Origin of the sequence: Bradyrhizobium sp. USDA 223 (genome assembly GCF_044909005.1) — a bacterium.
GTDB classification, from domain to species: domain Bacteria; phylum Pseudomonadota; class Alphaproteobacteria; order Rhizobiales; family Xanthobacteraceae; genus Bradyrhizobium; species Bradyrhizobium yuanmingense.
This window is the reverse complement of the sequence record NZ_JBIYDR010000001.1, coordinates 5,405,693-5,428,099: the sequence shown is the minus strand read 5'-3', so window position 1 is coordinate 5,428,099 and position 22,407 is coordinate 5,405,693. Positions and strand designations below refer to the sequence as shown.

The window sequence follows — 22,407 nt, the reverse complement described above, 5'->3', positions numbered from 1 at the left end:
AATGAGCAAGAAGACCCAGTCCGCTGAAGGCGCCATGGTCGAGTACGTCACCGCGATGATCGGCGGCCAGCTGTTCGGGCTGCCGATCTCCCGCGTCCAGGACGTGTTCATGCCCGAGCGCGTCACCCGCGTGCCGCTGGCCTCGCGCGAGATCGCCGGCGTTTTGAACCTGCGCGGCCGCATCGTCACCGTGGTCGACATGCGCTCGCGCCTCGGCCTGCCCAAGGACGAGGACGGCAAGACCGCGATGGCGGTCGGCGTCGACCTGCGCGGCGAATCCTATGGCCTCCTGATCGACCAGATCGGCGAGGTGCTGCGCCTGCCCGAGGACGGCAAGGAAGAAAACCCCGTCAACCTCGACCCCCGCATGGCCAAGCTCGCCGGTGGCGTCCACCGCCTCGACGGACAGCTCATGGTCGTCCTCGACGTCGACCGCGTCCTCGAGCTCGCACCCGAGATGATGGCGGCCTGATACGGCGGCATTGCCGCCGAGGGACTTGCGATTGGAAGTGCCCCCGCAAAGGGGGGAAGGAAGCAGAGGTTCACATGCGAACTTGTCTCGTCGTTGATGATTCCAGCGTCATCCGAAAGGTTGCGCGCCGGATCCTGGAGGGGCTCGACTTCCAAATCCTCGAAGCCGAGGACGGTGAGAAGGCGCTGGAGGCCTGCAAGCGCGGCCTGCCGGACGCGGTGCTGCTCGACTGGAACATGCCGGTCATGGATGGCTACGAGTTCCTCGGCCATCTCAGGCGAATGCCCGGCGGCGACCAGCCCAAGGTGGTGTTCTGCACCACCGAGAACGACGTCGCGCATATCGCGCGCGCTCTGCACGCCGGCGCCAACGAATACATCATGAAGCCGTTCGACAAGGACATCGTGACGGCGAAATTTCAGGAAGTCGGCCTGATCTGAGCGATCGCCCGGAGGCTGAACGGATCCTTCGGCGCTTGTTTTCAACTGAACCGTTTCAGTCTGAGTTGGTGGGTAATGAGTGTTGCGTTCGCAGGTAATTCGACCATGGGCACGTCGCGCGAAACCGGGCCGCTGCGGGTGATGATCGTCGACGATTCCGTCGTCATCCGCGGTCTGATCTCGCGCTGGATCGGCGCCGAGCACGACATGGAGGTCGCGGCCTCGCTGCGCACCGGGCTCGAGGCGGTCAACCAGCTCGATCGCATCAATCCCGATGTTGCCGTGCTCGACATCGAAATGCCTGAGCTCGATGGCCTCTCGGCGCTGCCGCAACTGCTCGCCAAGAAGCGCGATCTCGTCATTATCATGGCTTCGACCCTGACCCGCCGCAACGCGGAGATCAGCTTCAAGGCGTTGTCGCTCGGCGCGGCCGATTACATTCCCAAGCCGGAATCGACGCGTGAGGCGTCGGCCGCGGATATTTTCCATCACGACCTGATCCAGAAGATCCGCCATCTCGGCGCGCGGCTGCGTCGCAAGTCTGCGGTTGCGAGCCCGCCGCTGGCGCCGGCGAGCCCGGCTCCCGTCGCGCGCAGTCCTGTCGCGCGGCCTGCCGCGCCTGCGCCCGCTCCGGCCCCCTCGTCAGGCTCGGTGTCAACGCGTCCGTTCTCGACCCAGGCGCCCAAGGTGCTGCTGATCGGCTCATCGACCGGCGGGCCTCAGGCGCTGATGGCGCTCGTCACCGAGCTCGGCCCGGTGATCGATCGCTTCCCGGTGCTGATCACCCAGCACATGCCGCCGACCTTCACCACCATTCTGGCCGAGCATCTGGCGCGCTCGAGCCGCCGGCCGGCGGCCGAGGCGGTCGACGGCGAGCCGGTGAAGCCGGGACGGATCTACCTCGCACCGGGCGGTAAGCACATGCGCGTCACGCGCAGCGGCGCCGATCCTGTGATCGCGCTCGACGACGGCCCCGCCGTCAATTTCTGCAAGCCTGCGGTCGATCCGCTCTTCACCTCCGCCATCGACGTCTGGCACGGCAACATCCTCTCGGTGATCCTGACCGGCATGGGCTCGGACGGCATGCGCGGTGGCAAGGACATCGTCGCGGCCGGCGGCAGCGTGATCGCGCAGGACGAAGCCTCCAGCGTGGTCTGGGGCATGCCCGGCGCGGCGGCCAATGCCGGCATCTGCGCGGCGATCCTGCCGCTCAACCAGATCGGCGCCAAGGTCAACCGCCTGTTCGCGGGAGACCGTTCGTGACGCCCACCGATTACGACTATCTGCGCAAGTTCCTGAAAGAGCGCTCCGGTCTCGATCTCTCCGCCGACAAGCAATATCTGGTCGAAAGCCGGCTGCTGCCGCTCGCCCGCAAGGCAAGCCTTCCCGGCATCCCCGACCTCGTCCTGAAGATCAGGAACGGCGACGGCCGGCTTGCGACCGACGTGGTCGAAGCGATGACCACCAACGAGACGTTCTTCTACCGCGACAAGATTCCGTTCGATCACTTGCGCGACACCATCCTGCCGGGCCTGATCCAGGCGCGTGCGGCGCGCAAGTCGCTTCGCATCTGGTCGGCGGCCGCCTCGACCGGGCAGGAGCCCTATTCGATCGCGATGTGCGTGAAGGAGATGGGCGCGGCGCTCGCGGGGTGGCGCATCGAGATCGTCGCCACCGATCTGTCGCAGGAGGTGCTGGAGAAATCCAAGGCCGGCCTCTACAGCCAGTTCGAGGTGCAGCGCGGTCTTCCGATCCAGCATCTGGTGAAATACTTCACGCAAACCGGCGAGCTCTGGCAGCTCAACGCCGACATTCGCGCCATGGTGCAGTTCCGCCAGCTCAATCTGCTGCAGGACTTCTCCCATCTCGGCACGTTCGACGTGATCTTCTGCCGCAACGTGCTGATCTATTTCGACCAGGACACCAAGGCGGTGATTTTCGAGCGCCTGGCGAAGGCGATGGAGGCCGACGGCACGTTGCTGCTCGGGGCGGCCGAATCCGTCGTCGGCATCACGGACGCGTTCCGCCCCATCGCCGATCGCCGCGGCCTCTATCAGCTCAACCCCGCGCGCTCCGGCCGTCCGATGGGCGGATTGATGCCGCCGTCGCTCAAGATCGCCGCGGCGAGGTGAGTTCTCTTTGTCATTCCGGGGCCGCGCATTAGCGCGGAGCCCGGAATCCATAACCACAGGCCATCGAAATAGGCAGGCGGTTAGACCAGGGCCATTTCATCCGACTGTGGTTATGGATTCCGGGCTTGCGACTTCGTCGCGCCCCGGAATGACAAAATCACAAAATCGCATGCGGCAAGAAGCGCGAGCGGTTGCCCGTGATCGGGCTCTCGTCCTCGCGGATCGACAGCCCGCAGGCCTCGTGGTTCACGAGCCAGCTTCCGATCACCGGATAGAAGCCCGAAAAGTTCGGCAGCGGAGCGAGCGCCTGGCGCACGAAGCCTTCGGCGCCGTAAGGCCCCGTCTGCTCGTCGAGCGGCAGGCCGCCGGACACGATCGTGACATTGGCGCCTTCGCGCGACAGCAGCGGCTTGCGCACATAGGACGTGCCGAGCTCGGCGGCGCGCGGATCATCCTCGAAGAAGGCCGGCAGCAGATTGGGATGGTTCGGAAACATCTCCCAGAGCAGCGGCAAGATGCCCTTGTTGGAGATCACCGCCTTCCACGGCGGTTCGATCCAGCGCGTCGGAGCATCCTTCAGCTTTGCGCCGAAGGTGTCCTGGAACATCCATTCCCAGGGGTAGAGCTTGAAGGCGAGCGCGATGTCGTTCTCGCCGAGATCGACGAAGCCGCCGGCCCCGTCGCGCCAGCCGACCTGCTCGATGTCGAGCAGCGTCGTCGAGAGTCCGGCCTGGCGCGCGGTGTCTTCGAGATAAGCGAGCGTGCCGGCGTCCTCTTCGTTGCCGGTGATCCCTGTGAGATGGACGTGGCTCCCAGCGATCTCCTTCCATGCCGCGATCAGCCGCTCGTGGATGGAGTTGAATTGGTCGGCACGCGAGGGGATGACGCGGCGTTCGATCGCCTGTTCGAGCCAGGTCCATTGGAACACCGCGGCCTCGAAGATCGAGGTCGGCGTGTCCGCGTTGTATTCGAGCAGCTTTGCCGGCGACTTGCCGTCGAACCTCAGATCGAGCCGGCCATAGAGGCTGCGGTCGTGGCGCTTCCAGCTCTCCGCGATCAGGCCCCAGAACGCTTCCGGAATCTTCAAGCGCCGCAGATGCCGCTCGTCGCCGATGACGCGGCCGGCAAGCTCCAGGCACATCGCATCGATATCGCCGGTCGGCGCCTCGATGCCACGCTCGATCTCGTCCAGCGTGAAGCCGTAATAGGCGCGCTCGTCCCAATAGCGCTCGCCGTCGATGGTGTGAAAGACGAAGCCGCATCGTGCCGCGGTCTCTCGCCAGTCGTCGCGCTCCAGGCAGGTGATGCGCTGCATGGATCAGCCGCCGCCCGAGAAGCCGTGGCCGAACGAGCCGAAGCCGCCGCGGCTCACGCTGCTGTGGCTGATATCGGACGACGTTCCCGACGAGGTATGGCTGGAGGAATCGCCGCTGAACAGGCTCGATCGCGACGACCAACGCGAGCTGCTGCCGCCCGACGAACTGCTGCTGCTGCTGGTGCAGGTCGTGGTCGTCTGCCCCGGCACGGCGCCGGGCGTGGGCTCGCAGTTCTGCCGCGGCATCAAGGTGTAGGCGGTGGTGCCGACGGCGATCGTGCCCATCACCAGCAGCGCGACGTGGCCGGAGCGCTTCACCGGCGGTCGCGGCGGCGGCTCGGCGACTGGCCGGCGCTTGCCGAACTCCTTCTTGGCGGGTTTGTCGGCCATGTCAGTAGATCATGCTGGCGGCGTTGAGCAGGCCCGCGGCGAGCGAGGACAGGCCGAGCCAGATCGCGGGGGCAAGCTCGCCGTCATCGATGCGCCTCGACAAGTCCGGCACCGGAACCTTGACGAGATAGAACACGATGACCTGCACGATAAGCGCGATCGTCGCCCAGATCAGGCAGTCCAGCACGTTGGCCGAATGCGCGATGGCGCTGACCAGCGGCGCCACGAAGCCGAGCAGGCTGAGCCCGAGCGCGATCGCCGCGGCCGGCTGGTTGTCGCGAATGAGCTGGAATTCGTTATGCGCCGTGATGCGGGTGTAGACGAACAGATAGGCCACGATCGCGATCAGCCCGGTGCAGAAATAGACCAGGAAGGCGGGCAGGCCGGCGAGTGATTGCAGGATCATCGTTCCCCCATCGTGCAGCGACCATTCGTCGGCAGGGGAAGGCTAGGGGTTCAAACGTTAAGCTTCCAATGAAGCGTCCCCCCAAAAACGAAAACCCCGCCATTTGCGGCGGGGTCCAGGCTGGGAGGAGCGAGCCTGACTGGGCTCGCGACGTAAACCCAGGGATCAGGCGGGGATGCGCTCGTCGGCCTCGTGCGGCTCGCGCAGCACGTAGCCGCGGCCCCAGACGGTCTCGATGAAGTTGCGGCCCTCGGAGGCGTTGGCGAGCTTCTTGCGGAGCTTGCAAATGAAGACGTCGATGATCTTCAGTTCGGGCTCGTCCATGCCGCCATAGAGGTGGTTGAGGAACATTTCCTTGGTGAGGGTCGTGCCTTTGCGGAGCGAGAGCAGCTCCAGCATCTGATATTCCTTGCCGGTCAGATGCACGCGCTGGCCGCCGACTTCCACCGTCTTGGTGTCGAGGTTGACGACGAGGTCGCCGGTCTGGATGACCGACTGGGCATGGCCCTTGGAGCGGCGCACGATCGCGTGGATGCGGGCCACCAGCTCGTCCTTGTGGAAGGGCTTGGTCATGTAGTCGTCGGCACCGACGCCGAGACCCTTGACCTTGTCCTCGATGCCGGCGAGGCCGGAGAGGATCAGAATCGGTGTCTTGATCTTGGAGACCCGGAGCTGCTTGAGCACGTCGTAGCCGGACATGTCGGGCAGGTTGAGGTCGAGGAGAATAATGTCGTAATCGTATAGTTTACCGAGATCGACGCCTTCTTCCCCCAAATCGGTCGTGTAGACGTTGAAGCTCTCGGACTTCAGCATCAGCTCGATCGACTGCGCGACGGCGCTGTCATCTTCAATCAGCAAAACGCGCATGCCAGTTCCCCATAGTCGCCGCTCCTGGGCGTCAGGTCGGCCGCATTCGCGGCACTCAACAAAACGCCTTTGAACAACTGATTCGGATCCTGACAACAGATGGTTAACAAAGTCTGATTCTGGAACGCAAGTCCCCCCGGTGCAATTTTTGTCGAATCGCCCTAAGGTCTTGTGCGCGAAGCAGCTTTCGTTACCCGATTCCGTTCAAGCTCCACTTTAAGAGACGGGCCTAACCGACTCCCGCGACTCAGCCTTCTTCTGAAGGGGAGCCACGCTCAGTCTCAAAGACAGTGACGCAATGATTAATGATGCGGGTAAACACGAAGTTAAGCGCCGTTCAGAAATATGGCGAAACTTAAGGTTTTCACCGTGATGTCCCGGGATCACCGAAGGCGACCATCTCATGAGGGCCCTCATATGAAGGCGCGCTGCTGATGAAGGCCCCCCTATGAAGGCGCTGGCCGAACAGATCGGCGACATCGACGGCATCAACATCTATGGCCGCGTGGTCGGCGTTCGCGGTCTGATGGTCGAGGTGGCCGGCCCGATCCACGCGATGTCGGTCGGCGCGCGGCTGGTGATCGAGACCGGCGCCAACCGCACCATTCCGTGCGAGGTGATCGGCTTCTCCGGCAACAATGCCGTGGTGATGCCGTTCGCCGGCCTCGAGGGTGTGCGCCGCGGCTGCAAGGCGGTCATCGCCAATGCCGCCAACCAGGTGCGGCCGTCCGCGGCCTGGCTGGGACGCGTCGTCAATGCGCTGGGCGAGCCGATCGATGGCAAGGGGCCGCTGCCGCAGGGCCCTTCGCCGATGCCGTTCCGCAATACGCCGCCGCCCGCACATTCGCGCAAGCGCGTCGGCAGCCCGCTCGATCTCGGCGTGCGCGCCATGAACACCTTTCTCACGTGCTGCCGCGGTCAGCGGATGGGCATCTTCGCAGGCTCCGGCGTCGGCAAGTCGGTGCTGCTGTCGATGCTGGCGCGCAACGTCGATGCCGATGTCAGCGTTATCGGGCTGATCGGCGAACGCGGCCGCGAGGTGCAGGAATTCCTGCAGGACGATCTCGGCGAGGAGGGCCTCGCGCGCTCGGTCGTGGTGGTCGCGACCTCCGACGAGCCGGCGCTGATGCGCCGCCAGGCGGCCTACCTGACGCTCGCGGTCGCCGAATATTTTCGCGACGAGGACAAGGACGTGCTCTGCCTGATGGACTCGGTGACGCGCTTTGCGATGGCCCAGCGCGAGATCGGCCTGTCTGCCGGCGAGCCGCCGACGGCCAAGGGTTACACGCCGACCGTCTTCACCGAGTTGCCGAAGCTGCTGGAGCGTGCCGGGCCGGGATTGGGCGAGGGCGCCATCACCGCGATCTTCACGGTGCTGGTCGACGGCGACGACCATAACGAGCCGATCGCCGATGCCGTGCGCGGCATCCTCGACGGCCACATCGTGATGCAGCGCTCGATCGCCGAACGCGGCCGCTATCCTGCGATCAACATCCTCAAATCCGTCTCGCGCACGATGCCGAAATCGGCCGATCCGCAGTTCTGGCCGGTCATCCAGCGTGCCCGCCAGGTGATGGCGACCTATGCCGACATGGAGGAATTGATCCGTCTCGGTGCCTACCGCGCCGGCTCCAGTCCCGAGGTCGACGAGGCGATCCGCCTGAACGAGCCGCTGGAAGCCTTCCTGCGCCAGCGCAAGGACGAAAAGGCGTCGCTCGCGGAGGGCTATCGCCAATTGGCGCAAATCCTCGGCAATTTGGAAACGGAACGCTAACTTTGTCCGGTCATCATCCGATCCCACAGAGTAGCAGAGCCGGTCTGGGCCCCCATCGGGCCCGTGGGGTGACCGGTATCGTCCCACGTGCAGCGGGGGGACTTCTGGGGAGTACGAGTCGATGAAGTCACGAGATACCCTCATCCGCCTGAAGAAGTTTCAGGTCGACGAGAAGCGCCGCCGGGTCACCCAGATCGAGACCATGATCGCCGACTTCCAGCGCATGTCGGTCGATCTCGAACGCGAGATCCAGACCGAGCAGGAGCGCGCCGGGATCAACGATCCCTCGCACTTCGCCTACCCGACCTACGCCAAAGCCGCGATCCAGCGCCGCGAGAACCTGACCCGTTCGGCCGACGAACTCAAGGGCCAGCTCGAGGAAGCCAAGGCCGCACTGGCCGAGGCCTTCGAGGAGCTGAAAAAGGTCGAGCTGCTCGACGTGCGCGACCAGGCCCGCGAGCGTGCCGAGGAGAACGCCCGCGAGCAGGCCGACCTCGACAGCATCGGCCTGATGCGTGCCCGCATCGGCGCCGTCGCCTGAGCCGCTAGCCGCCCCTCCAGGAATTGCCAAAACCCGGACCCGCAAGGTCCGGGTTTTCGCATGTGCTGTCCACAGTGTGGCGCCGCGCCCCTTGGTGGTCGGCTTGGCCCGGCGCTATGGTGGCGGGAATGAATGCTGTGTCAGCGACGGCGGTGCCCGCCTCTCCCTTGGGAGAGGTCGGCGCGGAGCGCCGGGTGAGGGGTGACGGTTTCCCGTTGCCCTGCGCCCCCTCACCCGATTTGCTGCGCAAATCGACCTCTCCCCGTCGGGGAGAGGTGAAGGGAAGCGACGGACCGCGGTCCAGGGGGCTGAATGCTGACGCCAGCGGAGCTGGTCGGGTTGATTGAGGCGGTGGCGAAGGGCGATCAGGCCGCGTTCGAGCGCCTCTACGCCGCCACGCGCGCGAAACTCTATGGCGTCGTGCTCCGTATCTTGCGCAGGCAGGATCTCGCGGAGGAGGTCATTCAGGAGACTTACGTCAAGATCTGGAGCAGCGCCGGCCAGTTCAATCCGGCCCTGTCCTCGCCGATCACGTGGATGGCCTCGATCGCGCGCAACCGCGCCATCGACATCGTCCGCAAGAAGTCGGAAGCCTCCATCGAGGAAGAGCCTCAGGCGATGGAGGTCGCGGCCGAAAGTCCCGATCCGCTGGCGCGCCGCGAGATGACCGAGGAGCTGAAGCGGCTCCTGGAATGCATCGGCCGGCTCGAGCCGGACCGTCAGAGGCTCGTGCTGCTCGCCTATTACAACGGCTGGAGCCGCGAGCAATTGGCGGAGAAATTCGCCGCGCCCGTCAACACGGTGAAGACGTGGCTGCGGCGCAGCATGCTGGATATCCGGGAGTGCCTCGGACTGTGAGCGCTAGGATGATGAGGGTGGTTCTGGACTGCAATTGATGGCCTACACGGAGGACCATATCGCGCTCGCCGCGGAATATGCGCTCGGAACGCTCGGCGCCGACGAGCGCGCGCAGGTCGAGACCATGATGGCGGTGGACCCGGCGTTCGCCGAGATCGTGCAGGCCTGGGCCTATCGGCTCGGCGTGCTCAACCAGATGGTCGGCTCGGTCGAGCCGCGTCCGATCGTGTGGGAGAACATCAGGGCGGAGATCGCGCGCACGACCGCCGCGCAGGAGCCGCCTGCGCCTGCCGAAGCTTCGGCGCCACCACAGCCGCCTGTGCCCGAGACGTTCTCGCTTCGACCTGCGGAGTCTCCGCCCGAGAGTTCGCAGCCGCCGGAGATGCTGCAGCCCGAAGCCGGGCCGCCTGAGGCGCCGCGTCCCGATCCTGATGCTCTTCCGGACATCGCGCCGCAATTCATCCCGCAAGTCCATGCGCCGGATGCCAACGTCGTCCGTGCGCCCCAAGCGCCGCTCGCCGACGACAGCAATGTGATTCGACTCGAGGGCCGGGTGAAGCGCTGGCGCACCGTCGCATCGGTGCTCAGTGCGCTCGCGGCTGCGCTGCTCGTGACGCTGTCGCTGCAGATCTTCCTGCCCGATGCGCTGCCGGGCGCCTTGCGTCCTCCGCCGCGCATCCAGACGGTGGAGGTGAAGACGCCGGCCGCGCCGCTCGCCGCCTCCGCGCAATATGTCGCGCTGTTGCAGGGCTCGGGCGGCGGTCCCGCCTTCATCCTCACCATCGACGGCGCGACGCGGAATTTCACGGTGCGGAAGGTCGGCGCGACGCCGGAGCCCGGCAAGAGCTTCGAGCTCTGGCTGATCTCGGACAAGCTGCCGCGCCCGCGCTCGCTCGGCGTGATCGGCGCCGGCGATTTCACCGCGCGTCCACTGCTCGCCTCCTACGATGCCGAGGTCGTCAATAGCGCGACCTTCGCCGTCACCGTCGAGCAGGCGGGCGGCTCGCCGAACGGCCAGCCGACCTCCGCCCCGGTGTTTTCCGGCAAGCTGATCGAGACCGTGCCGCCGTCCCAACCGCAGGCGCCCGCGCAGAAATAGGTGCCACGGCGACTGTCGCCACGGTCCATCCCGCTGTCGCAGCCCGACAAGTGCCCCCGAATCCGCCCCCGATTTGAACCTCCGCTCGCTCCGCGGCGTCAAATCCCCGGAATTTGAAGTCGGTGATGCCGGAAAGGGCGAGAAAATCAGATGGATGCAGCGAGAACGCCGGGCATCTTCCTTCACCAATATGCAGGCCTGCCGCACGGTCCGGCCTTCGAGCATTGGCGCGAGCGGGCCGTCGGTCGCTGCGGCCTCGATATCGGGCCGAGCCATGGCGACAGCATCGATTGCCGGCTGCAGATCAGCGTCGTCGACAACATCACGCTCGCCATTCCGGAAGGCGCCTCGGCGCAATATTCCCGCACGCAGAGCCAACTTGCCGACGGCAGCGACGATCTCGTCCTGATCGCGGCCCACGCAGGGCTCGTCCGCGTCGGGCAGAACGGCCACACCGTCGAGCTCGCGCCCGCCCAGATGGTGCTTGTCGACATGAGCGTGACCGGGACCGTCGGCCACACCGAGGCCGACCGCTTCACCAGCATTCGCATGCCGCGCCGTGCACTGCTCGACATCAATCCGCGCGCCGAGGACAAGCTCTCGCAGGTGCTCGTCGACGGCGCGGTCGCCGAGACCATCTTCCGCTACCACGCGATCGCCGCCAATCACGCGCCGCATCTCGATGCGGTCGGCCAGCGCCTGACCGCGCAGCACATGGTCGATCTCGTCGGTCTCCTGCTCGGCACCGATGCCGAGCACGCAAGCCGCGCACGCGGTCGCGGGCAGGCGGCGGCGCGCCTCGATCTCATGCGCGCCGACGTGATGGCCGCACTCGGCCGCAACGATCTCTGCCTCGCCGAAGTTGCGACGCGCTCTGGCTTGAGCCCACGCCAGGCCCAGCGCCTGTTCGAGCAGGCCGGCACGACCTTCACCGAATTCGTGCTGGAGCAGCGCCTGCTCCACGCGCGCAAGCTGCTCGGCGATCCCCGCGCCAGGATGCGCAAGATCAGCGACATCGCGCATTCCTCCGGCTTCTCCGATCTGTCCTACTTCAACCGCGCCTTCCGCAAGCGCTTCGGCACGACGCCCTCGGAGCTGCGCGAGGCATAAATCGCGATTTTGTGCAGCGGCGCGGACGCCGCCGCATTTGGTCGGCGCGTGTTGTTGCGCTAGTCTGTCTCTGCGGGCAGGCCGCAGTTTTTCCTCTGGAAAGTGCAGTAGGCGGAGATGGCGCGTATCGTCGTGCTCGGCGCCGGGTTTGCGGGGTTGTGGGCGGCCATCGGCGCCGCGCGCAAGCGCGAGGAGATCGGTGCGAGCGATCGCGACATCGAGATCCGTCTCGTCGACCGCAATCCCTATCACAATATCCGCGTGCGCAATTACGAGGCCGATCTCGCCGAGGTCGCGCTTCCGCTTCCGCAATTGCTCGATCCGATCGGCGTCAGCCACGGCGTCGGCGAGGTCGAGGCGATCGATCCGGCCCGGCGCGAAATCTCGCTCGTCACCAGCGCCGGCAAGGAGACGCTGCACTATGACCGCCTGGTGCTGGCGCTCGGCAGCGCGGTGATGCGCCCCGACATTCCCGGCCTGGCCGCACACGCCTTCGACGTCGACACCTATGCCGCGGCGCTCCGCCTTGAAGATCATCTGGTTTCGCTCGGACGCAGCGCGCCGTCTCCGGGCCATTCAACGGTGGTCGTGGTCGGCGCCGGCTTCACCGGCATCGAAGTCGCAGCCGAGATGCCGGACCAGTTGGCGCGCGCAGGGATCACCGGCCGCCGCCGCATCATCCTCGTCGATCCCAATCCGAGCGTCGGCGCCAGCATCGGCGCGAACGCGCGCCCGGTGATCGAGACGGCCCTGGCTTCGCTCGACATCGAGACGCGGCTCGGCGTGCGTGTCGCCGCGATCGAGGCCGCGGGCATGCGCCTGAGCTCGGGCGAATTCATTCCGGCACGGACGGTGATCTGGTGCGCGGGCATGCGGGCAAGCCCTTTGGCGGCGAGCTTTCCGGGCGGGCGCGATTCCCTCGGGCGTCTCCTCGTCGATCCCTACATGCGCGTGGCCGATGTCGACGGCGTGTTCGCGGCCGGCGACGTCGCCTCGACCGTGATCGACGGGTTGCATCCGACGGTGATGTCCTGTCAGTTCGCCCGTCCCATGGGCCGCTTCGCCGGCCACAACGTGGTCGCCGATCTCGTCGGCTTGCCCATGCTGCCGCTGCGGATCGACTGGTACGTCACTGTGCTCGATCTCGGCGGCTGGGGCGCGCTCTATACGGAAGGATGGAATCGCGAGGTCCGTGCCACAGGCGCGGAGGCAAAGGCGACCAAAGAGACCATCAACCGCAAGCGCATCTATCCGCCGCTCTCGGGGCGCAAGGACGAGCTGTTTGCCGCGGCCGCTCCGACCGTGCAGGCGCCGCCGCCGACGTATGGGGGAAGGTAGTTGGCAGGCAGGGCCGTGCCGCTTGCTCCGTCATTGCGAGCGCAGCGAAGCAATCCAGAGTCTTTCCGCGGAGGCAAGTCTGGATTGCTTCGCTGCGCTAGCAATGACGAATTGGACGCGCGTGCGCTCGCAATGACGAGGTACCAGAAATGGGAAAGCGCCCGTGGGGGGCGGGCGCTTTCTGTAGTCGACTTGGGGTTGGGGTCGTCTACATATCCACGTGGCGACTTTGGGGGGCTGGTAAAGAGCCGCGTGAATTCACAAAACTCGTCAGATCTCCTTAGCGAACGAGGGACGCGTTCGAACTGGTGACAACGACCGGCTTGCCGGCCTTGATGACGTGGGCGGTCTGGGTCAGGCCTTCATCCGAACCCGAGCGTGCCGTGATGCCGAGGCCAGCCACCGCGACCCCTGCGACGAGGGCGACGACCACGATTTTCAAATGGGTCGCGCGATCTGCGCTGTAGATCGAGTGGTTCATGGAAGCCTCCTGCCGCCATCTACCCGAAGTAGTCGCCGGCCGTTTGAGGCAGGTTCATGCTTCCGGTGCCCATCAACCTAGTATTGGGGGGATTCGTTCCCAAGGGGCCATCACAAGGGCGTGATATGACGTGATAGATCGCGATCAAAGTCGACCCTTGATCGTTCTTTTATATAATTATTTCAAAGCTGTAATGAGCCTATTGCCGGGCTTTTGAGGCCTTGGTCGACAAGGCGCCAGGAACTCAAAAACCATTTGCCTGTGGCTGAAAAACACACGGCTTCTTAAGGCAAATCAGATGCTTCCGACCGTTTTCAGCCTCGCCCTGGGGTGGATTTCGGCCTGCGACAGCACGGTGGTCTGGGCCCGGAACCGTTCCACCAGGGAGCGCACGAAGGGCCGAATGGAAGCGGAGGTGACCAGCACCGGCGCCTCGCCTTCGCGGGCGGCACGCTCGAACGCCTCGCGCACCGCGGTCATGAATTCCGAGAGTTTCGAGGGCTGCATGGCAAGGCTCCGCTCCTCGCCCTGGCCGATGATGGATTCGGCAAAAGCCTGCTCCCATTTCGCCGACAGTGCGATCAGCGGCAGATAGCCGGCGTAGGAGGTGTTCTGCGCGCAAATCTGCCGCGCCAGGCGGGCGCGGACGTGCTCGACCATGGTTGCGGGGTTGCGCGAGAAGGCGAGCGAATCCGCGATGCCTTCGAGGATGGTCGAGAGGTCGCGGATCGAGATGCGCTCGGCGAGCAGCAGCTGCAGCACGCGCTGGATGCCGGAGACCGTGACCTGGCCGGGGACGATGTCCTTGACCAGCTCGCTCTGCTCCTTCGGCAGCTCCTTGAGCAGCTTCTGCACCTCGCCGTAGGATAACAGGTCCGACATGTTGGCCTTGAGCAGCTCGGTGAGATGGGTCGAGAGCACGGTCGCGGCGTCGACGACGGTGTAGCCCTTGAGCGAGGCCTCTTCCTTGAGGCTGGCATCGACCCAGGTCGCGGGCAGGCCGAAGGTCGGCTCGGTGGTGTGGATGCCGGGCACCTGCACCTGGCTGCCACCGGGGTCCATGACCATGAACTGGTTCGGCCAGATCTTGCCGGTGCCGGCGTCGACCTCCTTGATCTTGATGATGTAGGTGTTGGCCTCGAGCTGGACGTTGTCGAGGATGCGCACCGCCGGCATGACGAATCCCATCTCGATCGCGAGCGAACGGCGCAGCGCCTTGATCTGCTCGGTGAGTCGGTCGGTGCCGTCCGGGCCGTTGACCAGCGGCAGCAGGGCGTAGCCGAGCTCGATCTTGAGGTCGTCGATCTTGAGCGCGGCCGAGATCGGCTCTTCCGTCGCGGCAGCCCCTGGCGCACCCGGCGTTCCCGGAGCGGGCGCGGCCTGGGCGGCCGCTTCGGCCTTGGCCGTCACCCGGTTGCGGTTGCGCGCGTTCCAGGCCAGCGCGCCGGCGCCGGCGCCGAGCGCGAGGAAGGGAAGAGTCGGAATGCCCGGCAGCGCCGCCAGCACCAGCATCACCGCCGAGGACATCGCCAGCGCCTGCGGATAGCCGGAGAACTGCTTCATCAGCGCCTTGTCGGCGGCGCCGGAGACGCCGGCCTTGGAGACGAGCAGGCCGGCCGCGGTCGAGACGATCAGCGCCGGCACCTGGGTGACGAGACCGTCACCGACGGTCAGCAGCGTGTAGGTGCGGCCGGCGTCGGCGAAGGACATGCCCTGCTGCGCGACGCCGATGATCATGCCGCCGACGACGTTGATGAAGACGATCAGGAGGCCGGCGATCGCGTCGCCCCGGACGAACTTGGAGGCACCGTCCATGGCGCCGAAGAAGCCGCTCTCGTCCTCGAGCTCTTTGCGCCGCTCCTTGGCGACCTTCTCGTCGATCAGGCCGGCGGAAAGGTCGGCGTCGATCGCCATCTGCTTGCCGGGCATGGCATCGAGGTGAAAGCGCGCGGCGACCTCGGCGATGCGGCCCGAACCCTTGGTGATGACGACGAAGTTGACGATGATCAGGATGGCGAAGACGATGATGCCGATGACGAAATTGCCGCCCATCACGAAGTTGCCGAAGGCTTCGATGACGTGACCGGCCGCGGCCGTGCCCTCGTGCCCGTGCGACAGGATCAGGCGGGTCGAGGCCATGTTGAGCGACAGCCGCAGCATGGTCGAGATCAGCAGGACGGTCGGGAAGGCCGAGAACTCCAGCGGCGTCTGGATGAACAGCGACGTCATCAGGATCAGGATCGACAGGGTGATCGAGATCGCCAGGAACACGTCGAGCACGATCGCCGGCAGGGGCAGGATCAGCACCACCAGGATAGTGAGGATGCCGAGCGCCAGCGCGATGTCGCCGCGCTTGAGGACGGTGACGATGTCGTTGAGGGAGGGGATGCCGGGCTTCGCGCCGCCTACGCCCTGTCCCGCGGTGACGTCGACCATGGTAGCTGCCTCCCCGCGCGCCTGCCGTCCGCGCGCCCCAAACGTCTGCGCGGCGGCCGACGGGCCGCCGTTCCGAAAGTGAGGCACCGCACTGGCGTCCACGGGAGCTCCCGTTCTACGCGGCTGACGACACTCGACTTTACCCGGCAATTTTTGCCCGGTGTATGGTTAGCAAAGGGTTAACGAGGGGGTGGGAAGGGGACGGCAGGGGATGTTTCGGGATCGGGTTGTCATTCCGGGGCGATGCGGAGCATCGAGCCCGGAATCCATCGTGCGGCGGAGTTGGTCGAGGAATGGATTCCGGGTTCGCCCTGCGGGCGCCCCGGAATGACACGGAGGGCTACTTCGCCTTCTGCATCTTGGTCACCGTGTACCCCGACGCCGCTTCCTCGGCCTCGAAGGTGATCTTGTCGCCGACCTTCACCTGCTTGAGCATCGCCGCGTCCTTGACGCGATAGACCATGGTCATGGGGTCCTCCATGCCGAGGCTCTTCGCCGGTCCGTGCTTGAGCGTGATCTTGCCGGCGCCTTCGTCGATCTTCTTCACCTCGCCGCTGATCGCGGCGCCCTCGGCGGCGAGGGTTGCAGTCGCAAGGCCGAGAGTCAGCGCCAGCGCCGAAGCGATACGGATGATGCGGGTCATGTGGATCTCCTTTCGCGTTACTTCACGGTGACCTGGCCGACCATGCCGTATTCGCGATGGTCAGGAATGAGGCACGAATATTCGAACGTGCCGGCTTTGCTGAACTTCCAGAGGATCTCGGTCGTCTTTTTTGGGGCAAGCCGCGCCGCATTGGGCTCGTCGTGCTCCATGTGCGGATGCTTCTTCATCTGCTCCGCATGCGCGAGATTCTCCTTAGGTGTGGCCAGCAGGAATTCGTGGTCCTCCTTACCGACATTGCGCAGCACGAATCGGATCTGCTCGCCGCGCTTCACCTCGATCTTCGCCGGCGTGTAGTCCATCTCGTTCATCAGGATCTCGATGGTGCGCGCGGGCTTCTTGGGATCGCCGGGCTCGCCGGCTGAATAGTTTCCGTGCCCGTGCTTGTCGTGCGCAAAGGCCGGCGCGGTCGAAAGTGCAGCCAGAGCGAGGGCGAGCTTGATCGTGGTCTTCATCGTAGTCTCCGGTTGGTGGTTCATCGAAACGCTCACATCTTGTGCTTCATCGGCGGACTGCCGGATTTCTGCCGCGCCGGCTCCGGGGCGGGTGCGGCGACTTCGTAGGCGACGGTGCCTGGCGGGAATTTGTACGGACCAGGATCGCGGTAATCGTCGCGCGCGAGGTCTTCGCGGATCTTCATCACGGTGAACATGCCGCCCATCTCGATCGGCCCGAACTGGCCGGTGCCGGTCATCATCGGCAGCGTGTTGTCGGGCGTGGGCATCTCCATGTTGCCCATCGCCATGCCGGTCGAGCCCATGGCCATGCCGTCGGGCGCGAGCTTGCCGACGGCCTTGGCGAGGTCCTTGCGCGACACGCCGATCAGGTTGCGCACGTCGTGTCCCATCGAATTCATGGTGTGGTGCGACTTGTGGCAATGGAACGCCCAGTCCCCGGGATTGTCGGCGAGCACGTCGAACACCCTGATGGCGCCGACGGGGACGTCGGTGGTCGTCTCCGGAATCTGCGCGCTCTCCTGAATCCAGCCGCCATCGGTGCAGGTAACGGCGAAGCTATGGCCATGCAAATGAATCGGATGGTTTGTCATGCTGAGATTGCCGATGCGCACGCGCACCTTGTCGCCGAGCCTGACCGGTAGCGGATCGATTCCGGGAAAGACCCGCGCGTTCCAGGTCCACATGTTGAAGTCCGTCATCTCGTTGACGTGCGGCAGATACGTGCCGGGGTCGACACGATAGGTGCTCATCACGAACACGAAGTCGCGGTCGACGGCGCGGAAGTTCGGGTCGCGCGGGTGCACGATGAACATGCCCATCATGCCCATCGCCATCTGCACCATCTCGTCGGAATGCGGATGGTACATGAAGGTTCCGCTCCTCTTCATCTCGAACTCGTAGACGAAGGTCTTGCCGGGCTGGATGTGCGGCTGGGTCAATCCGCCGACGCCGTCCATGCCGCTCGGGATGATCATGCCGTGCCAGTGCACCGTGGTGTATTCGGGCAGTCTGTTGGTGACGAAGATGCGGACCTTGTCGCCCTCGACCGCCTCGATGGTCGGGCCCGGCGATTGCCCGTTGTAGCCCCACAAATTCACCTTCATTCCTTCCGCGAACTCGCGCACCACCGGCTCGGCGACGAGATGGAATTCCTTCCAGTCGCCGTTCATGCGGAACGGCAGCGACCAGCCGTTCAGCGTGACCACGGGTCGATAGTCCGGGCCGCTGCTCGGATGCAGCGGCGGCTGCATCACCACCTTGTCCATGGTGGGTGCTTCCGGAATCGACGCGGCCTGGACACGGCCTTGAATGGCGGATGCGCCGACAAGCGCGGCGGTGCCTAAAAATCCTCGGCGGGAAAACATCTTGGCCTCCGTCTCAGTGGCCGCCGCCTTCGGCAGGAGCTGCCGCGGCAACGGTGGTTGGATTGTCGCCAACGCCGGCGGGTAGGCCGCCGCCGTTGACGGCGGTCTGCAGATCGGCCTGGGCGAGAAAGAATCTCTGCCTGGCGTCGATCGCGCCGCGCAGCGCCGCGAGGCGCTGTCGCGCTTCGGTGAGCAACGCGAAGATGTCGACCTGCATGCTGGAGAAGCGCAGCTGCATCTCCTCGGTGATGATCTTTCGCAACGGGATGATCTCGCGCTGGTAGTGGCCGGCGATGTCGTAAGTGGAGCGATAGACGCGATAGGCGTCGCGCGCCTCGGACCGCACATTCACGGCTCGCTCGGTCAGGCGGTTGAAGGCGAGGTTGTAGGTCTCCGCCGCCTGACGCACGCGCACCTCGCCGCCGTCGAAGATCGGAATCTGAAACTGCAGGTCGAAGCCGCGCTCGCGGAACGGCGGCCCTTCCGGATCCTGGGTGCGGCGGGAGATGCCGGCGATATCGAGCAGCGTCACGAAGCGCGTCGCCTCGGTGAGGTTCAGCGCCTTCGCCAGCGCGGCCAGCTCCAGCCGCGCGATCTGCAGGTCGAGGCGATGCGCCACCGCGTCGGCTTCGATCGTGGGAAGGGTTAGCGGCCGGCGCGGCAGTGGCGGCAGTTGATTGGGCAGGCGGAAGTCGAGACCGTCGTCCCACAGCCCCATCAGGCGCGCCAGCCTTTCGCGCGCGCTCGCAGCCATCTGCCGCGCGGTGGCGAGGTCGGCGGTGGTCTCGGCATAGAACACCTGCTCGCGGGCCTGATCGAGCTTGTTGAGCGAGCCGGTCTCGCCGAGCTTGAGCGCGAGCTGTGCGGTCGATTCCGCCGTCGCCTTCGCGTCGGTCAGCAGCCCCACCATCTCGTTGGCGGCAACCGCACGGACATAGGCGCGGCGCACGTCCGAGGCGAGCCGTAGCGTCGCCAGCGCCGCGCGAAGCTGCGCGCCGCGGAAGCGTTCGCGGGCGATCTCGGACCGGAACGGCAGGGTGGCGAGCGCGAGGATGTCGCCGACCACCTGGCGCTCGATCTCGCTGGCGCCATTGCCGGTGATGCGGGAGATTGCGAACACCGGATTGGCCGGCAGGCTCTGCTCGACCAGCTCGGTCTCCGCCAGCGCCAGCTCGTTGTAGGCGGCCTGCAGTCCCTTGTTGTTGAGCAGCGCGATCTGCACGGCGGTGTCAACGCTGAGCGTGCGCGAGAGCAGCTGCCGGACGCGGGCATCGACCGCGGCGGCGCCCTCGGCCGAGCGCACGAAGGCGACGTCCTTGTTGATGGCCTGGCTCGTCAGATCCGAGACCGCGCTCATGCCGCTGTCGGGCGAGAACGCGGCGCAGCCGGAAAGTCCGAGCGCGGCGAGCACGAGCAGGCCTCGCGCAAAATGCTGTGACATCGCGCGCTCCTACCGCTCTTGCTTCGGCTGCGGCGTCACCGCCTCGTTGCGGCCACGCCAGGGTGCCGGGGTCGCAGGCCGCAGGCTGGTATAGGGCGCGATGGTCGAGCGATAGCCGATGGGGGCCACCTTCGCCGCCGGATCTGCGGGATCCGCGCTGGCCATGTGCGTCGTTGCCGGCATGCAGCCGGACAGCGTCGGCCCGGCAAAGGCCAGCAGCAGCCAAGTGAAACGTGAGTGTCGATCATCCACCGAGGATGCGGCAGATTTCGCCCCGGAAAGCGCAACCATGTCTTAATTCCTGATCTGGAGACCACAGGTTCGCGCGCGCAAAAGCGCGCATCGAAACCGACGCCGTCGTGTCAGATCAGGCGATGGGAGGACGGTAGTGCTGGGGCGGCGCCGCGCTGTTCAGGCTGGGCACGATCTCGGGTGCACAGGTCGACATCGGCCGGAGCGGCGTGGCGACGCTGGGCAGATCGGCCGGCAGCGCACTGACGCACATCATCGCACAGCACGGGCCCACTGTTCCCTTGCCGTCGTGATGATTCGGGGCAGGTGCGTCCTTCGCGGCGGTCTGCGAAGGCGTTCCCGCGTGCTCGTGCGGAACATCGCCAGGGTTCGCAGCCATATCATGGTTCGCAGCCATATGGTGATGCGCCGGAACGAGGTCAGCCTGGGCATCGTCGCCGAGGCAGGGCGCAGCATTGCCCCAGGCGAGGCTTGCGGCCGGCGCGAGCACGCAGAACAGATAGGCGAGGGCGATGATCCGCCCCACCCTGATCCGCATCGATCGCGTCAATCGCATCAACATCCCGCCGATAGGCTCCTCGCGCGGCAATGTTGCACACGCTTGTTGCAAACTAATGGCAAAAGACACATTCGCCAAGAGCTTCTTACCGCAGCGCACCGCGCATGCCCAATATCGCGGCAAGATGGTTGACCATGCGGCGGTCCGCGAACATGGTCCTGCTCGTGCACGCGCCAAATCATCCAGGGCAAACACCTGACGCCTTCACCCCTGACTCCCGTCAGGCCTGGGTGCGGCTCGTCATTGCCCTCCTGATCGGCTCGATCGGGGCCGTCGGCATGTGGGCGGTCGTGGTCGTGATTCCCGTGGTGCAGGCCGAATTCGGAGCCACGCGCGGCGCGGTTTCGCTGGCTTTCACCCTCATGATGTTCGGCTTCGGGCTTGGCGGCGTGATCGCCGGCAAGATCACCGACCGGTTCGGCATCGTTCCGGCGATGGCGATCAGCATCGCCTTCCTCGGCGTCGCCAATGTGCTCGCGGGCCTGTCGGGCCAGCTCTGGCAGTTCGTGGCGGCTTATTTCTTCATCGGGCTCGGGACGTCGGCGACCTTTGCGCCGCTGATGGCCGAAGCCTCGCACTGGTTCGAGCGCTATCGCGGTCTTGCCGTGACCATAGTCGCCAGCGGCAATTACGTCGCCGGCGCGATGTGGCCGCCGATCGTGAGCTGGGGCACGCAGGACATCGGCTGGCGTTACACCCATATCGGCATAGGCATCGTCTGCGCCGGCCTGATGACGGTGCTGGTGCTGATCCTGCGCGCGCAGATGGGGCGCGACACTGTCCACGACCATGCCAACGCGCCGCCGCCGCGGGTCGATCTCAGGCTGTCGACGAATACGCTGACGGTGCTGCTCTCGATCGCCAGCATCTCCTGCTGCGTGGCGATGGCGATGCCGCAGGTGCACATCGTCGCCTATTGCGGCGATCTCGGTTATGGAGTCGCGCGCGGCGCCGAGATGCTGTCCCTGATGATGGGCTGCGGCATCGTCAGCCGGATCGGCTCGGGCTACCTCGCCGACAAGATCGGCGGCATCTACACGCTGCTGGTGGGATCGCTGGCGCAGGGCTTTGCGCTTGTGTTCTATCTGTTCTTCGACAGCCTGACCTCGCTCTATCTGATCTCCGCGATGTTCGGCCTGTTCCAGGGCGGCATCGTGCCGAGCTACGCGATCATCGTGCGCGAGGCGATGCCGGCGAGCGAGGCCGCGACCCGCGTCGGCATCGTGATCTTTGCGTCCGTGTTCGGCATGTCCTTCGGCGGCTGGGTGTCCGGCGTCATCTTCGATGCCACCGGCTCCTACGCCGCGGCGTTCGCCAACGGCGTGGCATGGAACGCGCTGAACATCGGCATCGTCGTGCTGCTCTTGATCCGCGCGCGGACGGGCTCGGTCAAGACCGGCCCGAGCTTTGCCACTTGAAGTTTGAGCATGATCTTTTCGGAAAACCGCTACACACTTTGCGCTAACGCGGCCCTCCGGGTCCGGATCGTGCTTTAAACCGATTGTCCCGCCTTCAGCAGCGAGCAGCCGGTGATCTTGTAGCTGCCGTCGCCCTGCTGCTCGAGCGTGTAGAGTGCCTCCCAGACCTCGCCATTGGCATCGATGATATGAACGCGCTGGGCGATCCAGCCGCCATCGGTCTTGCTCTCGCCAAATTCGAAACTCTTGTGACGATAGACCGGCGCGTAGCCGTTTCGCACCACGGACATGAAGATGTCGGGTGCGGGAAAGGTCTCCTTGATCGCCGGTGCCGCATAGGAATAGGCCGCCGCTGCATCGTCGCGAACGAAGGCCTGCTCCTGGGCGCGGATAACGCTTTGGGCCGCCGCGATATCGCCGGCAAACGCTGAATGATGACAGGCAACAATGAGAGCGATCAGCAAGGCTGCGATGCGCATGGCAGGCTCCGCGTTGAGATCCCGGCGGAGGCGATGCTAGCACTCTGTGCCGCCAGGGCGTGTACTCAGATATCACGCGCTGGGTTTGAACGCTCCAGGTGCCGCTCATCCGGGAC

At 65.5% G+C, this 22,407-nt stretch carries 24 protein-coding genes; 11 read left to right on the top strand and 13 right to left on the bottom strand.

Going from position 1 to position 22,407, the window contains the following annotated elements; all coding sequences use genetic code 11:
* The first annotated feature begins 1 nt into the window (after position 1).
* From ABIA40_RS25200 to ABIA40_RS25185, 4 genes are all read left to right on the top strand, one after another.
* Positions 2 to 472, top strand: a complete 471-nt coding sequence (locus tag ABIA40_RS25200; protein WP_036036030.1) for a chemotaxis protein CheW — start codon at positions 2 to 4, stop codon at positions 470 to 472.
* Positions 473 to 546: 74 nt separating this feature from the next.
* Complete coding sequence (locus ABIA40_RS25195) at positions 547 to 912, top strand: PleD family two-component system response regulator (protein ID WP_007600538.1); 366 nt, start codon at positions 547 to 549, stop codon at positions 910 to 912.
* A gap of 75 nt (positions 913 to 987) precedes the next feature.
* The gene (locus ABIA40_RS25190; RefSeq protein WP_271538830.1) at positions 988 to 2,175 is read left to right on the top strand and encodes a chemotaxis response regulator protein-glutamate methylesterase; all 1,188 of its coding nucleotides are present in this window, start codon (positions 988 to 990) and stop codon (positions 2,173 to 2,175) included.
* Positions 2,172 to 3,044 carry a protein-glutamate O-methyltransferase CheR gene (locus tag ABIA40_RS25185; RefSeq protein ID WP_271538828.1) on the top strand — a complete coding sequence of 291 codons (873 nt, stop codon included), beginning with the start codon at positions 2,172 to 2,174 and terminating at the stop codon, positions 3,042 to 3,044. The genes ABIA40_RS25190 and ABIA40_RS25185 overlap by 4 nt, the downstream gene beginning before the upstream one ends.
* Before the next feature lie 157 nt (positions 3,045 to 3,201).
* Here ABIA40_RS25185 and ABIA40_RS25180 read toward each other — a convergent pair whose 3' ends face one another.
* From ABIA40_RS25180 to ctrA, 4 genes are all read right to left on the bottom strand, one after another.
* Positions 3,202 to 4,359: a glutathionylspermidine synthase family protein gene (locus tag ABIA40_RS25180; RefSeq protein ID WP_271538826.1), complete on the bottom strand. Its 1,158-nt coding sequence runs from the start codon at positions 4,357 to 4,359 to the stop codon at positions 3,202 to 3,204.
* Between the two features lie 3 nt (positions 4,360 to 4,362).
* A complete protein-coding gene (locus tag ABIA40_RS25175; RefSeq protein WP_271538824.1) occupies positions 4,363 to 4,749 on the bottom strand; it encodes a hypothetical protein in 387 nt (128 codons plus the stop codon).
* A gap of 1 nt (position 4,750) precedes the next feature.
* Complete coding sequence (locus ABIA40_RS25170; protein ID WP_128262757.1) at positions 4,751 to 5,155, bottom strand: DUF350 domain-containing protein; 405 nt, start codon at positions 5,153 to 5,155, stop codon at positions 4,751 to 4,753.
* Positions 5,156 to 5,320: 165 nt separating this feature from the next.
* On the bottom strand, positions 5,321 to 6,022 hold the full coding sequence (gene ctrA / locus ABIA40_RS25165; RefSeq protein WP_016848562.1) for a response regulator transcription factor CtrA: 702 nt from the start codon (positions 6,020 to 6,022) through the stop codon (positions 5,321 to 5,323).
* 448 nt (positions 6,023 to 6,470) lie between these two features.
* Between ctrA and fliI the strand changes: the two genes are divergently transcribed.
* The 6 genes from fliI to ABIA40_RS25135 all read left to right on the top strand — a co-directional run bounded on the left by fliI (position 6,471) and on the right by ABIA40_RS25135 (position 12,742).
* Positions 6,471 to 7,796, top strand: coding sequence for a flagellar protein export ATPase FliI (gene fliI, locus ABIA40_RS25160; protein WP_271538821.1), 1,326 nt, complete (start codon positions 6,471 to 6,473; stop codon positions 7,794 to 7,796).
* A gap of 121 nt (positions 7,797 to 7,917) precedes the next feature.
* Positions 7,918 to 8,337, top strand: a complete 420-nt coding sequence (gene fliJ, locus ABIA40_RS25155; protein ID WP_404543723.1) for a flagellar export protein FliJ — start codon at positions 7,918 to 7,920, stop codon at positions 8,335 to 8,337.
* 312 nt (positions 8,338 to 8,649) lie between these two features.
* Positions 8,650 to 9,195 (top strand): sigma-70 family RNA polymerase sigma factor, encoded by a 546-nt coding sequence (locus ABIA40_RS25150; protein WP_157285283.1) that lies wholly within the window; start codon positions 8,650 to 8,652, stop codon positions 9,193 to 9,195.
* Positions 9,196 to 9,232: 37 nt separating this feature from the next.
* A complete protein-coding gene (locus ABIA40_RS25145) occupies positions 9,233 to 10,294 on the top strand; it encodes an anti-sigma factor domain-containing protein (protein ID WP_271538816.1) in 1,062 nt (353 codons plus the stop codon).
* A gap of 150 nt (positions 10,295 to 10,444) precedes the next feature.
* Entirely contained in the window at positions 10,445 to 11,404 is a 960-nt protein-coding gene (locus ABIA40_RS25140) for an AraC family transcriptional regulator (protein ID WP_157285281.1), read from the top strand.
* A 117-nt stretch (positions 11,405 to 11,521) separates the two neighbouring features.
* Positions 11,522 to 12,742, top strand: coding sequence for an NAD(P)/FAD-dependent oxidoreductase (locus ABIA40_RS25135; protein WP_271538813.1), 1,221 nt, complete (start codon positions 11,522 to 11,524; stop codon positions 12,740 to 12,742).
* Between the two features lie 280 nt (positions 12,743 to 13,022).
* On the opposite strand, the gene ABIA40_RS25130 is transcribed toward ABIA40_RS25135, so the two are convergent.
* From ABIA40_RS25130 to ABIA40_RS25095, 8 genes are all read right to left on the bottom strand, one after another.
* On the bottom strand, positions 13,023 to 13,223 hold the full coding sequence (locus ABIA40_RS25130) for a hypothetical protein (protein WP_057027387.1): 201 nt from the start codon (positions 13,221 to 13,223) through the stop codon (positions 13,023 to 13,025).
* Between the two features lie 294 nt (positions 13,224 to 13,517).
* The gene (gene flhA / locus ABIA40_RS25125; protein ID WP_271538810.1) at positions 13,518 to 15,659 is read right to left on the bottom strand and encodes a flagellar biosynthesis protein FlhA; all 2,142 of its coding nucleotides are present in this window, start codon (positions 15,657 to 15,659) and stop codon (positions 13,518 to 13,520) included.
* Between the two features lie 340 nt (positions 15,660 to 15,999).
* Positions 16,000 to 16,302, bottom strand: coding sequence for a copper-binding protein (locus ABIA40_RS25120; protein ID WP_157285277.1), 303 nt, complete (start codon positions 16,300 to 16,302; stop codon positions 16,000 to 16,002).
* A gap of 17 nt (positions 16,303 to 16,319) precedes the next feature.
* Positions 16,320 to 16,775, bottom strand: a complete 456-nt coding sequence (locus tag ABIA40_RS25115) for a cupredoxin domain-containing protein (protein ID WP_157285276.1) — start codon at positions 16,773 to 16,775, stop codon at positions 16,320 to 16,322.
* Positions 16,776 to 16,807: 32 nt separating this feature from the next.
* Positions 16,808 to 18,142: a multicopper oxidase family protein gene (locus ABIA40_RS25110; RefSeq protein ID WP_271538805.1), complete on the bottom strand. Its 1,335-nt coding sequence runs from the start codon at positions 18,140 to 18,142 to the stop codon at positions 16,808 to 16,810.
* 13 nt (positions 18,143 to 18,155) lie between these two features.
* A complete protein-coding gene (locus ABIA40_RS25105; RefSeq protein ID WP_404543718.1) occupies positions 18,156 to 19,583 on the bottom strand; it encodes a TolC family protein in 1,428 nt (475 codons plus the stop codon).
* A 9-nt stretch (positions 19,584 to 19,592) separates the two neighbouring features.
* Entirely contained in the window at positions 19,593 to 19,874 is a 282-nt protein-coding gene (locus ABIA40_RS25100; protein WP_271538801.1) for a hypothetical protein, read from the bottom strand.
* A gap of 76 nt (positions 19,875 to 19,950) precedes the next feature.
* A complete protein-coding gene (locus tag ABIA40_RS25095) occupies positions 19,951 to 20,397 on the bottom strand; it encodes a hypothetical protein (RefSeq protein WP_404543715.1) in 447 nt (148 codons plus the stop codon).
* Between the two features lie 149 nt (positions 20,398 to 20,546).
* On the opposite strand from ABIA40_RS25095, the gene ABIA40_RS25090 reads away from it, so the two are divergent.
* Complete coding sequence (locus ABIA40_RS25090; protein WP_271538855.1) at positions 20,547 to 21,812, top strand: MFS transporter; 1,266 nt, start codon at positions 20,547 to 20,549, stop codon at positions 21,810 to 21,812.
* 74 nt (positions 21,813 to 21,886) lie between these two features.
* Here the strand turns inward: ABIA40_RS25090 and ABIA40_RS25085 are convergent, their stop codons facing one another.
* Entirely contained in the window at positions 21,887 to 22,291 is a 405-nt protein-coding gene (locus tag ABIA40_RS25085) for a DUF4864 domain-containing protein (protein WP_271538797.1), read from the bottom strand.
* Between the last annotated feature and the right edge of the window lie 116 nt (positions 22,292 to 22,407).